Source organism: Njordella aestuarii (assembly GCF_056494165.1).
In genome coordinates this window covers 6004475-6017019 of the sequence record NZ_CM151397.1, presented here as the reverse complement: position 1 = coordinate 6017019, position 12545 = coordinate 6004475, and the positions used below count along the sequence as shown (strand labels likewise).

Sequence of the window (12545 nt, the reverse complement as noted above, 5' to 3'; positions counted from 1 at the left end):
ACTGCTTCCCTCGGAAGAATCAGGGCCACTAGTGGTTGACTCTAATCCATATGCTTCGCCCCAGAATCCAGATCGCCAGCCAAGTTCGTTGGGCAAGCTTTGGGCATCGACTTTGATGGCGTTGGGTTTCTTCTTGGTCGGAATCGCCTTGTACCTGTTCTTCTTTTCAGAGAGCTTTACGTTCTATACTCCTTACTCGCTACCGAGCAGCGAATGGATACTTCATTTTCCAAATGGATCGGAATATTCGATCAATTCCTACGTCGGCGTCTCGGCGATGATAGGTTCAGCTATACTCGGCTCGTTCCTGCTCTTGATCTCGATCGTGCTCAGGATCCGCTCGTTTCGGATGCAGGACAGGCGACACCAACGTTAGCCCACCCGCGATGGACATAGCGTAAAGATTTAATCGTGCATCAATTTACTCCGATCAACTTTACATTCAGGATCGTCATTTCTGAATTCAAATCTCCTGCGCAAAGTGCAGGCCTTTTTTATTCGACGGATACCCAACTCGCTTGCCCGGCGACACACATACGCTTCGAGAGTTATTTGGCATGACAAAGTTTGCAGACCATGACGCCTACATCGCTGCGGCGCCTCAGGCGTTTCAACCTCTATTGGTTCAACTTCGAGCACAACTCGCTAAAGTTCTTCCTGACGCAGAGGAGTTGATTATGTACGATATGCCTGGGTTCGGATTCGGGAAGACGATCGTCGCGGGCTACGCCGCATTCAGCAAGCAATGCGGCCTCTATGTAAGCAAAGGGGCCATCACCGCCCTCTCCGACGATATTGCAGCCGCAGGATTGAAAGCAACCAAGACAGGTGTCACCTTTTCAAAGGAAAAGCCCATCCCTGGCAAACTGGTCAAGAAACTCGCTCTTGCATCTCGAAAAGAGCTTGGGCTTTGAGTGCGACGGTTTGCAACGTGCGGATAGCAACGCACTGCACCTCAGACGCAGCTCCCACTTGATCGCGAAAATTGCCTAATTCGTCGCCATGACGATCGCCACCCCGTGTAGAATAATGGCACATCGAATTACTCCGATCAAACCGTGAATTCAGGATCGTCATTCCTGAATTCAATATATCCTGCGCAAGACGCAGATTAATAGTTGTTATTTACATTGAAGGCAACAAAGTAATGAAGCCACCTCGACTGGTTACGCTGGCTCTCATCATGTTGCTTGCTGCGGTCTCGGGCTGCAGTCGAGGTTATTCCTTTGATGGCGAAATTGTAGATGGTGATGGTACGCCCATTGCGGGCGCTTCGGTCAACTTTTATCCGCACGATTGGACTCGTCAAGAGTTCGGTCGCGCGGATGGCATATCCGAAAAAGATGGTTCGTTTAAAGCAGGTTGGGCAAGCGCAGTTGGTGTGGAATACTTCAACATGGTCGTGTCGAAGGATGGATACCGAGAACAGGTACAACTTGTAAAAGCCGACGCAAAGAATTTGCGAGTAGTAATGGAACGTTTCCACCAACCTAAGCAACCGGAATCGATAGATGCGTCTGCCGGTGATTCCTCGTCCACCTTGCCCACACGCTAAGCGACCCAACGAAGGTAGCAATTCATTGCATCGGAGTGGCGGATCGACCGTTGTGATTTTAGAAACCTTACCTACCGCCACTCGATGAATGGGGGCGTTATGCTACAGACGGAATCCCAAACATTGAGCCCTCGACTACACATCGTATTTGCAACGGAGTCTCCCGTTGCGGCCATCGTTAAACGTGGTCCATCGGACTGGGCACACCTTTTACGTTGGGATACTGCATCTGACACAATTCAATCTGGCGCCTGGTTGCATGGCCGCATCTACGAACACGGCTGTAGCGTTTCTCCGAACGGAAAACTCTTCGCGTATTTTGCTACTAAGCATCACGGGGAGAAAACACGCGGCGTGAATTACGCTTGGTCTGCAATAAGTAAGCTCCCCTATCTGACCGCGCTCGCACTTTGGCCACAGTCTGATACGTGGGGCGGTCGAACTTCGTTCATCGACAACAAGACGCTATTTATTGACTGTCCGCATTGGGAATCACTTACAACCGATGACGTACTGCCCAAAGGATTTACGGTGCTGCCTCGGTGGATCGGGAAAGACGCTCCATCTCAAAAGCTTCCCCCAATCGCTGCGAATGCTGCAAACTTCAATGGCTCGGCTGGCGTCGATCAATCTGGGAAGATAAAGCAACATGTTTTCTGTAAAAGTCGGATTGATTTCAGGGGTTAAAGGTAAGGTATTTCATTCCGGTTTCCCACTCGTCGGATAGTTCGACGAGGACGGCAGTAACGAGTCGGAGGACGGAGGCTTCATTGGGAAAGAGCGTAGCAACGCGAGTTCGACGCTTGAGTTCTTTGTTCTGACGTTCAAGCATGTTGGTGGTTCTCATTCGCTTTTGATGTTCATTTGGCAGTTGAAAGATGGCGAACGCTTCGGGGACATTGTTATCGGCCCATGTAGCCAGCTTGGGCGCATCGGTTTGATATTTTGTGACCATTCGCTTTAGTTCTTGGCTAGCGGCAACAGCATCTTTGGCACCGAACACGGCCCGCAGGTCATCAGCAACTTCTTTGCGCATCGAGACTTTGGGGACATGATGCATAGCGTTTTGCATGAGATGGAACTGACATCGCTGCCACGGCACCGAGGGCATGACCGCTTTGCGCGCCGCTTTCAATCCGGAATGATCATCGCTAACAATGAGTTTTACTCCGGTCATTCCGCGAGCCAAGAGGTTCTCGAAGAACTCTCTCCAGTGCACTTCGGCTTCGCTGAGCGAACAACTAACTCCGACGACGCTTCGATGACCATCAGGCAAGATGGCGATAGCGACCAGAATAGCGCAGTCTCTGACAGTTCCATCAACGCGTACCTTTTCATATCTAGCATCGACGATCAAGTATTCGACTTGCCCGATGGGCCTGTTCCGCCAGGCCTCGAGCTCTTCGTCGAGCAAGGCAGCAGCGCGGCTGACTTGAGTGCTAGTCACCTCAAGTCCACAAAGTTGTTCCGTGATAGCAGCGACTTTGCGAGTGGAGACACCTTGGACGTACATTTCAGCGATTGCCAGTTTGAGAGCCCTTTCGCTTCGTTCACCACGTTCGAGAGCCGACGGGTAGAACTGGGAGTCGCGGGATTGGGGGACTTGGAGCTGGAGCTTCCCGAGTCGGCTATCGACGGTCTTTGGCTTAAACCCGTTCGCGTAGGTTCTACGCTGGTCGGTACGCTCGTAGGGGGCCGCGTTGAGGTATTCGGTCCTTTCGATCTTCATCGCTTCATTCATGAGGATTTGGATCGCTTGTGCCATGGAATCGAAGCCGTGCTCGGCGAGCAACTGGACAGCTTCGTGAGTATTGTTAGATTGGAACGCGTGGGTCATGGTGTTGGGATCCTTTCAGTCTGGTAACTAAAAAGAAACCAATCCTGGCCCACTCTTACAAGAGGGCCACCCAGCTATGGCTCGTTTTCATTCGTTCGCTGCGCTCACGAACTCAAACGAGCCATAGCTGATAACTTGAATTTACAGAAACAAAGTTACACTAACTCTGGGAAGGCCTTCCAATATGAAGACGGATTTCTGTTGCGCAACGGAAGGGCAATAATTGACTTCAACCACATGACACCTGAACCAGAATGTCCGCCAGAACATGCACAGAAGTGGTAAATTTAGGCAAGACAATGCCATGAATTCAAGCCGCCGATGGCGCGTTTAGTAAATCAACATCTACCTCGGCGACCGGGTTACGGTCAGCGTTCGTCGAAACAATGGGAGCGTGCTTTACATGAGTGATTTTAAGCTTCATATTCCGTCTGACGATAATCAGATTGAAACGTACAAGTGCGGACTCAAAGCAGGCGACCGTGTTCGCTTGAAGCAAGATATAGTTGTCAAAGACAATCGCGGAAACCCGACAGGGAAAATTCATAGACAGGGCGAATGCTGGAAAGTATTAACTGGCATAAAATCCGATCCCGTGCTCTGGCTGCGTATGGCGAATGGTGATCGCTGCACATGGGATGATGATGCTGCCGAAGTTGCAATTTGGTTTGAAGGACCTTTGACTTCTGATGACGACTAATGCGGGAAATAGTGGATGGAAACGTCTAGTAACAAATCAAATCACTCCTATCAAACGTGACTTCAGGATCGTCATTCCTGAGTCTGGAATAGCTCACGCAAAGCGCAGATAACTGTTCTGCCGCCGAGGCTTTGTAGGAAGGAAAGTAAAAATGCAAACGGACGATCCGCAACCGCGGAGAAAGTTCCATTTTTTTCGCTTCCGACTCCGGACTTTACTCTTGTTCCCCGTTTTTGTTGGAGTCTACTTTGCGTTGGAAGCCCCCACCAAATCGGCAGGTATGCCCGATGTATCTGAACGATTAGCGCTTGAAAACCTTGGTCACAAACTGAGCACCCGGTACGTCGCGCCGCTCCTAGTTGAGTCTTATATCGTGGAACATCATCGTACAGTGGGCAAACCGGATCAGTTAGTGACTAAGTCTAACTACTATCTATGGTTGTTTGGACCAGTTGCAAAAATCCCATATCACCGCGAGCGTGCTGTCGATACTACTATCGTACCCTGACTTCAGGATCGTAATTCCTGAATTCGAAAAATCCTGCCCAAGGCGCAGACTAATTGTTATTCGACGGATACCCAACTCGCTTGCCTGACGACAAACATACGCTTCGAGAGTTATTTGGCATGACAAAGTTTGCAGACCATGACGCCTACATCGCTGCGGCGCCTCAGGCGTTTCAACCTCTATTGGTTCAACTTCGAGCACAACTCGCTAAAGTTCTTCCTGACGCAGAGGAGTTGATTATGTACGATATGCCTGGGTTCGGATTCGGGAAGACGATCGTCGCGGGCTACGCCGCATTCAGCAAGCAATGCGGCCTCTATGTAAGCAAAGGGGCCATCACCGCCCTCTCCGACGGTATTGCAGCCGCAGGATTGAAAGCAACCAAGACAGGTGTCACCTTTTCAAAGGAAAAGCCCATCCCTGACAAACTGGTCAAGAAACTCGCTCTTGCATTTCGAAAAGAGCTTGGGCTTTGAGTGCGACGGTTTGCGACGTGCGGATAGCAACGCACTGCACCTAAGCCGTAGCTCCCACTTGATCGCGAAAATTGCCTAATTCGTCGCCATGACGATCGCCACCCCGTGTAGAATAATGGCACATCGAATTACTCCGATCAAACCGTGAATTCAAGATCGTCATTCCTGAATTCGAAATGTCCTGCGCAAGGCGCAGATTAACTACTGTTCTGTTTCGAAACCCGTGGAACAGGTATAGTGCCGACAAAATACTTGGTGATTGTGAATGCTTGAGAATGACAACTAAGCAATCAATACGATGTGAAGACGTTGCCGAAACCCAGGCTGCTTTGTCAGGCTTACCACCAAGACCTCCCAATATTGTGGGATGTGGATTCGATGAGCCTCCACCAGAAGCACCGCGTCAAGAGAGTGCTCAATTTGGGAATCCTCCCAACATCTTTATCGTAATGCTTCGGCTACAATTCATTAGCTTTTTCATGATTGCTTGGTGTGGGCATTTCTTGCTCCATCGACACTGGCCTGGCACTTTCAAGCTTGGAATATGTACATTGCCTGGGCTAATTGCCATCGTAAGTTGCCTACATGCAAACACTAAGAGCGTTAATCGCGAGACTCCCAGTCTTGCATCGCGGCAGCTGACCTGGCGAGAGAATTTGATTGTGATCGCTATGGCTATCCCTGCCGGACCATTCTTGAAATGGATTGTGGAAGAACCAATTTTCTAATGCTATTTGATGCACTGCCACATCGAAACGCATTGGAAACATCCTGCCGAACTCAAAGCAAAACAATACGTTGCACCCAAAACGTATTAATAGCTGGTTTTTAGAATTTAGGTTTATCGCCGCGTCTCGGTGAACGCGGGAGTAAGTTGGAAAAGACATGACAGCTCACAAGACAAATTGCCGTGAATGCAACGCTGAGATTCTTGCGACGACTGCCGAATCTACCGGTGGCCTGTGCATGCCTTGCAAGAACGGTACACGAAAGAGCATCGAAGACGGTAGACGTTACCGAAAAGAGCGGAGGGAAGCGCGGGAGAAATATAATCCTTGGTCTGAACTCTGGGCATCTCTCGTGAAACGAGCATATGCAACACAGGAAGGGTGGCGGCAATTCTCGGAGATCGAACGTTGGTACTACTCGGTATCCGTTCTAAATGGTGAGGTTTACAACGGGGGGATGTATCAGTTTTTTGCAAATTCATCCGGCGAACTCTACAGTGAAGCGCTAAGCGGCCTTGAGGCTTTGGGTGCAGTAGAAACTAAACGCTTGTTGCTCAATGCATCGTCCGTATTGTTTGACGATGCCGAGCCTCCTACAGATCGATTGGCGAGATGGGACGCAATGAAACAGTATCCCGAGACAAATGATAAAAACGCTTTACCTGATTGGTGTGAACGGCTTCACGCAATTGACGAAGCATACTGGAGAGATCCTGACGATTTAAATTCAAAGTTAATTGGTTTCGCTGAACGGAACGGTTTGATCGCGCCTTTCCTGCAAAGCAGCGAACAAAATGTTGGACCGAAACCCCCGACGAACCTTCCCTAACTTTAGAGACCATCTTGGCGGGGCCCGTCAACATGGTCATTCTGCACTTGGACGAACCAAAACTGACCCACTATGCCCTATTACTCAGCTAGGCTTCACGTGGTGAGCATCGTGAACAATGAAAAGAAACTTGCGGAATCCGAGCACATTTGCGACTATCCTTTTGTCGTTTTTGACGCGGTCGATGATGATGCTGCATTTCAGAGGGCGTTGGCGCTTGGGAAAGAGCAGGAAACCGAATATGAGAACGGTGATGGGGACCTTGTACGCTGGCGTTTAAGAGCGGTGGAACACATATGGAAACTTGGTGATAAAATCGATGGCAAGGAAGTCGGTTCGATCATGGACGTCTACCGACCTGACGAACCTCTGGATTTCGACTCACCATTTTCGCCTGAATCCGAATCACCGATGTTCAGCGACGAAAGTTGAGCAAGGAATCCAGCGTCGCCAAACGAAACGTGAAGACCAAGCCATGAACCCAAGTCGCCGATCGCGCGTTTAGTACACCAACATCTACCTCGGCGACTGGGTTATAGCCGCCGTTATCCCTCAATGAGAAGTGATCTGCGATGTCAATACACATGCTCTTTGTATTAACATTACTAAAATGTCCAGGCGTCTTGTTTTTCTGATGCTTTGTGCACTTCAAATAACAACCATAGTGACGATTGTGGCCGTCACGTCGTTTGTTTACGTTAACCGCTACACATACTTTCGACGTGTGTACGATGCTCAAGAGCATGGACATGACGCATACCAGGCATCGAGAATCTCTGCTGATTACCTCGCGTTTGACTTCATGTGGCCGATCATCGGCGGCGCAGTAGTATTTTGCGTACTGACTTTCGTCACTTGTTGCATTAGGCTTGCCACTAGTGAAGAATGTCAACCGCGTTGAAACAATGGAGAGCGATTGATCTCGTCTGTCTACATGAGGTCCAAGATTACTTCCGAGTGGCATTAGTCTATGAACCACAGAGTCTTGTAGATGCTTTAGGAGCGACGCTTAATCGCTATCATACATGGCTCGAGCATGGGGCGACGAAGGGTTGCGCCGTAAAAGCGTAAATTGCACTCTCAGTTGCGGAAATTTCCTAAATCATCGCCATGACAATCGCCGCGCGAGGTAGAATAATCGAGCATCGAATTACTCCGATCAAACCGTGAATTTAGAATCGTCAGTCCTGAGTGTGAAGTATTCTGCGCAAGGCGCAAACTAATAATTGTTCGTCACCGTTGCAATGAGATTCAGCGTTCAAACTTTAATTGCAGCAAGTTCGTCTTTTGCGATTCTTTGCGCTGCAATCCGGCAACCAGAAATCATCTTGTTGCTCATTTTCATCGCAATGCCGATATGCATGATGCTTCTGGCCATAACATCGCCGCAAAACGGTAATCAACTCGATCCTTCAAGAAGATGGTACCTGCACCTTCTGGCGAAAACTTGGCTTCACACAGTTGGACTTCTACTTATTGTGTTGATTTACTCGCTGATTCATCCATTCGTTCCTGACAGAGTAAAGCGAGCTTTTAATGGGGACTTCTACAGGCATACCTATTCGATTGAGCTAAAACTTGACGGTAACACTCCGATAAGTGATGTTGAGACATCATCCGAACTGTATGATTCGGCCGGATACGTTGGCATTATCCGCAATGTGCGCATCTACGAAAAGTCGGATTTCTATCGCGCGAACTCAGCAAGGAGAGTCGTTGGTATAACGGTAAGTACCAACAGAAACGACACTGCCTTACACTGGTCTAAAGAACACAATTTCAGAACGGACCCGAGTGGACATGTCCTCTTGGTTGACTAGTTGTGGCGAACAAGAAGTTGCGCACGGGGTGGCCCACCGTATCGATCTTACATGGGTTATTTCTTTAGCTTGACGCTACCATGTCATAAACAGCGACACGGCCATCAACAACCTGGAAGATAGGGAGACGAAGGTGCTAAGTTTTCGAGACACAATTGCACGATGGCTCATGATCGCGTCGATTGGGATACTGACGTACGGTTATGTAGCGATCGCGGGGGCGTGGATCTACGCGTCTCAGACAGGGCGAATACCAGAAGCCACAGATTTCGCTCGCTATTCTCGAACTGGCCACGGACCTTGGAACAACGTAGCTGCCCTAAAACTGCTCATCGAAAATGGAATGGCCGCTCCATTTTTTGCATTGATACTGGCGGTCGCATCAATGTGTACTCGACGTCAAATTTTCACTACTTTGTTGCTGACAGGCTGCATGCTTTCGGGACTTGCGATGGTGTATACTCACTTCTGGTTGATCGACTGAAAATAATTCGTTCGATCCGTTTTGCGAGCCAATGCAGTATGACAAACCGATGGACACGAATCGGAGTGTCGACCGCTTCGGCTTTTGGAAACTTCACTCAGAGCCGCTCGATCATCGGCGTCGTTTGTTCGATTATTACAATGAAACTTCCAAACTTCCAATTTAGTATTCGTCAATTCTTGGCGTTAACTGTTGTGTTTGCAATCGCATGCGCTGGCATTGCACTTTGGAAAAGACGTGGCAACGAACAGAAGTCTCTTGTAGAGAAGCTTCGTGCACAAGAAGTTGCGGTAGGCTACAAGTTGGATACCTCCGGCCTTTTGGGAAAAGTCGCTGAAAGCATTGGAGTCGATATGGTTGTCGCGCCAAAGGAATTCTTTGCCAACTCTCCGCACGACCAGCCAGTTCCAATGGATGATCTGTTGGCGATGAAATCTGCAGAGCACCTTGCATTCAACGTTACTGGGGTCACAGATAACGATTTAGATCGACTCAGCGAACTTCCTAATCTCAAATATTTGAATCTCTCCAGTACAAAAATCTCAGATGCTGGTATATCCAACCTTACGGATCTAAATTTGATTTCACTTCACATCGAGAGACTAAAGGTTACCGACGCTTGCGTCGAGTCGCTCAGTAAGATTAAGTCATTGAAATGGATCAGCGTAACGAAAGGCACATTTTCGACACCCGCAATCGATAGCCTGAGGGAGGCATTACCTGATTGTACAATTCATCTTGCCAACTAGTTTGGGCCAGCGGTAAGCATCTGATCAAACATCTACACGCCCTTTGAATCAATGACACTTGGCCACAACCGCGTGATTGGATCTGCTATCCGACGGAACTCAGAACCGACGCGATGCCCTCAATCCACGCCACGATAAACGGAAAAGAACTAATCGACGTTGCTTGGGGATTTTGGCCGTTGGCGTTAACTTACATTACCGTGCCGGTGTCGATCTACCTGCATGTTTCGTGGATCGGCGCATTGATTTTGTTGACAGTCCTACTGCTACCGCGATTGTGGTGGTCATGTGTGTTCGGTCTGATGAATTGGATTACACTCGTGGCTGGAATTGCCATGTGTTCCATTACTTTTGTTCGGAGCATAATTTAACAACAATAAGGCCTTCCGAACTGGAACAACGGTTGTGCCTTGAATTGCTGTTGTGGTTTCGACCGAATTAGTCTCGGATTGCGAACTGTCTGGCAACCGTATGTGCGTTGAATCGATTCATGGGTGCTGGACTAATCCGTGGAGAACCAGCGCAAGCACAAAACTGTTGCGAAATCCCGCTCGCATTCGCCGGAAATTTACAAGATCGTCCTCATGACAATCGCCACCACGAATAGAATAATCGGTGCAATGAAGTGCTCCTGTCAAACCGTGAATTCAAGATCGTCGCGCCTGAACGCGAAGTATGCTGCGCAAGGCGCACACTGATCGTTGTTGTCGCACGCCGTTGTAACTTGGGTCTACTTCGTAGCTTTCGAGACCCCAAAATTAACTAGGACTAAGCCGCACGTGCGTCACTTGCTACTCGTACTGGCCTTCATCGCCTTTGCATTCGCAATGATGTACGTAGATCGTTACTCTCCGCTTAACGCTGTTCTCTGTACCGGGTTGGTCTTTGTGGGCCTTTTAGTGTTCGCATATAGCGGTCACTTTGTCGAGCGCTGCACAGGACGCAAGCCAGCTCGATCAAATCGCTATGATGCAACCTTTTTCCTTGTCGGGATTGGTGCTTTGGTCTTCGTCGATAAACTTATTCCCGACTCTGGCCTCTTTGTAAACGGGCTCGCGTTCGGCTTGAGCATGACCGCTGCCAGTGTCATCGCACAGTGTGTCTTTGGGGATCGTGTCACTGATACAACTTGAGTTATCATGAACTCAAGCCTCAGGTCAAAATGCAAACCACAGCCAATCTGGTTGTGAAATAACAAAGCGTTGCGCAATGAGCGTCGGGCGAGGCACTTCCAGAATGGTTCGTTACCAGTCTCAATCAAATTAGCATGCGTTTGGCGCTTGGTCCCTTCGCTCCCGTGCATACTTTCAATCTTTCGTCTTTCAATCTAAGTTCGAGAACAAACCAAGAGAACACTACGAAGTACACGTAATCGTCACGCAAGTGCGCGTCTACCGCAACCGCTTCGCCGCGGTGATCCTTTTAAAATATGCTTGTTTTGTCAATTGCGTTATCAGGCATCGGCGACTCTTTTTCGATGACATCGATTATGCCTCTCGCCACCCAGTCGCGATCCCGGTCCATGCCCGTGTACTCTTGCAAAATACCCAGTTTTTCCAGTAATTCGATGTCCTTGCGCGCGGTTGGTGCGCTGATGCCTCGAGCGGCCGCGAGTTCAAGCGCATTAACTGCTGGCATCTTGAACAAATCGTCAATGGTCTGGAAAAGTCTGGACCGCGCGTTGGTAACCTTGATCAGGTCATGGTAAGTTTCTCGTAACGTAATTAATTGCTCGCTTCTCCAAACAGCGTCAAGCGCCTGAGTTCGGATAGCGTCAAGGATAAATTCTATCCATCTAGTCCAGTACTCGCCTCCTGACTTGCTTATATTTAACAACAAGTCGACGTACTCTTTCTTATGTTGGTTGATGTAGGCACTCATGTAAACGACGGGATGCTGCAAGAGCTTTTCCTTTACAAGAGAACGAGAAATGAGTACTCGGCCGATTCTTCCGTTGCCGTCGGGGAATGGATGAATTGTTTCAAACTGGTAGTGAGTTAGAGCGATCACGAACAGAGGCGGTATGTTCTCGTGCGGAGAGTTTACAAATTTTTCAAGGTCGGACATTGCCGCTACGAGATCGTCCCCCCACGGCATTGGGATAAATCTCGCGTGCGCTGCGCCACGCTGCTGATCGCCTATGTAAACATTGCAGCGACGGAGTTCTCCTTTTCGAGTACCCAGTGCAACAGAGTCCAGAAGAATTTCGTGCATCTCCTTGATTAAACGTGTTGACCAAGGAAGGTCTGAGGCAATGCCATGCTCAAGTGCTCGCACATAGTTCCAGCTTTCACGTCCGCTTTCTCGTACGCCTAGCGATCGTCCAGCGCCAGCTAAAACCATTTCTTCTGCGGTTGTTTCGATGTTCTCGATTTTCGAAGATAGCTTTGCCTCGCGCATCCATAGAGTGCGAAGCAAATCCGCTGCATTTCCTACTCTTCGATGTAGACCGTTTATTTTGCCCAGTTCAGCGACCGTCGCGCTGTAACGTTCAAAATTCGCTACAAGTAATTCCTTCCAGTCCAATTTGGGAGGTAACGGATCGGGGATAAACGAAAAAGTATTTACCGTCCGGGGGTTCCCCAGATGTCCGTCGGGATACTCGACTATTTTGACGGGGACGAGCTTGCCGGGTGTGCTGGACTCAATTTCTAATTTTGCCATAACGAAAGGTTTCTTTCCCCCATTACTTCACTAAGAAAGCTTTTGGGGGTATTCTTTCTTAGTGGTCTGGGAGTGTCAAGCTTCTTTTCTTAGTACCATATGTGGTGAGAGTGTTGCTTGCTGGCACCATTAGTGCCATTGGCATCTGTCGTGGCAGAAATTTGCAATTCTTAAAACGAATGAAGACTCGAACCT

18 protein-coding genes are annotated in these 12545 nt (G+C 48.9%); 15 read left to right on the top strand and 3 right to left on the bottom strand.

Annotated elements, in window-relative coordinates; genetic code table 11:
* Window positions 1-31 precede the first annotated feature (31 nt).
* The 4 genes from SH451x_RS23525 to SH451x_RS23510 all read left to right on the top strand — a co-directional run bounded on the left by SH451x_RS23525 (window position 32) and on the right by SH451x_RS23510 (window position 2242).
* Window positions 32-376, top strand: a complete 345-nt coding sequence (locus SH451x_RS23525; RefSeq protein WP_479359701.1) for a hypothetical protein — start codon at window positions 32-34, stop codon at window positions 374-376.
* A 181-nt stretch (window positions 377-557) separates the two neighbouring features.
* On the top strand, window positions 558-914 hold the full coding sequence (locus SH451x_RS23520; protein WP_479359700.1) for an iron chaperone: 357 nt from the start codon (window positions 558-560) through the stop codon (window positions 912-914).
* Window positions 915-1147: 233 nt separating this feature from the next.
* Entirely contained in the window at window positions 1148-1555 is a 408-nt protein-coding gene (locus SH451x_RS23515; RefSeq protein WP_479359699.1) for a carboxypeptidase-like regulatory domain-containing protein, read from the top strand.
* A gap of 123 nt (window positions 1556-1678) precedes the next feature.
* Window positions 1679-2242, top strand: a complete 564-nt coding sequence (locus tag SH451x_RS23510; RefSeq protein WP_479359698.1) for a hypothetical protein — start codon at window positions 1679-1681, stop codon at window positions 2240-2242.
* On the opposite strand, the gene SH451x_RS23505 is transcribed toward SH451x_RS23510, so the two are convergent.
* The gene (locus SH451x_RS23505) at window positions 2232-3392 is read right to left on the bottom strand and encodes an IS256 family transposase (RefSeq protein WP_479357360.1); all 1161 of its coding nucleotides are present in this window, start codon (window positions 3390-3392) and stop codon (window positions 2232-2234) included. The genes SH451x_RS23510 and SH451x_RS23505 overlap by 11 nt on opposite strands.
* A 403-nt stretch (window positions 3393-3795) precedes the next feature.
* Here SH451x_RS23505 and SH451x_RS23500 point away from each other — a divergent pair, with 403 nt between their 5' ends.
* From SH451x_RS23500 to SH451x_RS23475, 6 genes are all read left to right on the top strand, one after another.
* Window positions 3796-4092: a hypothetical protein gene (locus tag SH451x_RS23500; protein ID WP_479359697.1), complete on the top strand. Its 297-nt coding sequence runs from the start codon at window positions 3796-3798 to the stop codon at window positions 4090-4092.
* A 151-nt stretch (window positions 4093-4243) separates the two neighbouring features.
* The gene (locus SH451x_RS23495) at window positions 4244-4600 is read left to right on the top strand and encodes a hypothetical protein (RefSeq protein WP_479359695.1); all 357 of its coding nucleotides are present in this window, start codon (window positions 4244-4246) and stop codon (window positions 4598-4600) included.
* A 119-nt stretch (window positions 4601-4719) separates the two neighbouring features.
* Entirely contained in the window at window positions 4720-5076 is a 357-nt protein-coding gene (locus SH451x_RS23490) for an iron chaperone (protein WP_479359694.1), read from the top strand.
* Window positions 5077-5351: 275 nt separating this feature from the next.
* Window positions 5352-5804 (top strand): hypothetical protein, encoded by a 453-nt coding sequence (locus SH451x_RS23485; RefSeq protein ID WP_479359692.1) that lies wholly within the window; start codon window positions 5352-5354, stop codon window positions 5802-5804.
* A gap of 157 nt (window positions 5805-5961) precedes the next feature.
* Window positions 5962-6633 carry a DMP19 family protein gene (locus SH451x_RS23480; protein ID WP_479359691.1) on the top strand — a complete coding sequence of 224 codons (672 nt, stop codon included), beginning with the start codon at window positions 5962-5964 and terminating at the stop codon, window positions 6631-6633.
* Between the two features lie 72 nt (window positions 6634-6705).
* Window positions 6706-7065, top strand: coding sequence for a DUF4288 domain-containing protein (locus tag SH451x_RS23475; RefSeq protein ID WP_479359689.1), 360 nt, complete (start codon window positions 6706-6708; stop codon window positions 7063-7065).
* Here SH451x_RS23475 and SH451x_RS23470 read toward each other — a convergent pair.
* Entirely contained in the window at window positions 7049-7597 is a 549-nt protein-coding gene (locus tag SH451x_RS23470; protein ID WP_479359687.1) for a hypothetical protein, read from the bottom strand. The two genes, SH451x_RS23475 and SH451x_RS23470, sit on opposite strands and share 17 nt — an antisense overlap.
* A gap of 280 nt (window positions 7598-7877) precedes the next feature.
* Between SH451x_RS23470 and SH451x_RS23465 the strand changes: the two genes are divergently transcribed.
* The 5 genes from SH451x_RS23465 to SH451x_RS23445 all read left to right on the top strand — a co-directional run bounded on the left by SH451x_RS23465 (window position 7878) and on the right by SH451x_RS23445 (window position 10819).
* Window positions 7878-8453: a hypothetical protein gene (locus SH451x_RS23465; protein ID WP_479359685.1), complete on the top strand. Its 576-nt coding sequence runs from the start codon at window positions 7878-7880 to the stop codon at window positions 8451-8453.
* A gap of 133 nt (window positions 8454-8586) precedes the next feature.
* Window positions 8587-8937: a hypothetical protein gene (locus SH451x_RS23460; RefSeq protein WP_479359683.1), complete on the top strand. Its 351-nt coding sequence runs from the start codon at window positions 8587-8589 to the stop codon at window positions 8935-8937.
* Window positions 8938-9077: 140 nt separating this feature from the next.
* Complete coding sequence (locus SH451x_RS23455; RefSeq protein WP_479359682.1) at window positions 9078-9686, top strand: hypothetical protein; 609 nt, start codon at window positions 9078-9080, stop codon at window positions 9684-9686.
* 113 nt (window positions 9687-9799) lie between these two features.
* Window positions 9800-10057 carry a hypothetical protein gene (locus SH451x_RS23450; protein WP_479359680.1) on the top strand — a complete coding sequence of 86 codons (258 nt, stop codon included), beginning with the start codon at window positions 9800-9802 and terminating at the stop codon, window positions 10055-10057.
* A gap of 408 nt (window positions 10058-10465) precedes the next feature.
* Complete coding sequence (locus SH451x_RS23445) at window positions 10466-10819, top strand: hypothetical protein (RefSeq protein ID WP_479359679.1); 354 nt, start codon at window positions 10466-10468, stop codon at window positions 10817-10819.
* Window positions 10820-11108: 289 nt separating this feature from the next.
* Here the strand turns inward: SH451x_RS23445 and SH451x_RS23440 are convergent, their stop codons facing one another.
* Window positions 11109-12350: a Fic family protein gene (locus SH451x_RS23440; protein WP_479359678.1), complete on the bottom strand. Its 1242-nt coding sequence runs from the start codon at window positions 12348-12350 to the stop codon at window positions 11109-11111.
* Between the last annotated feature and the right edge of the window lie 195 nt (window positions 12351-12545).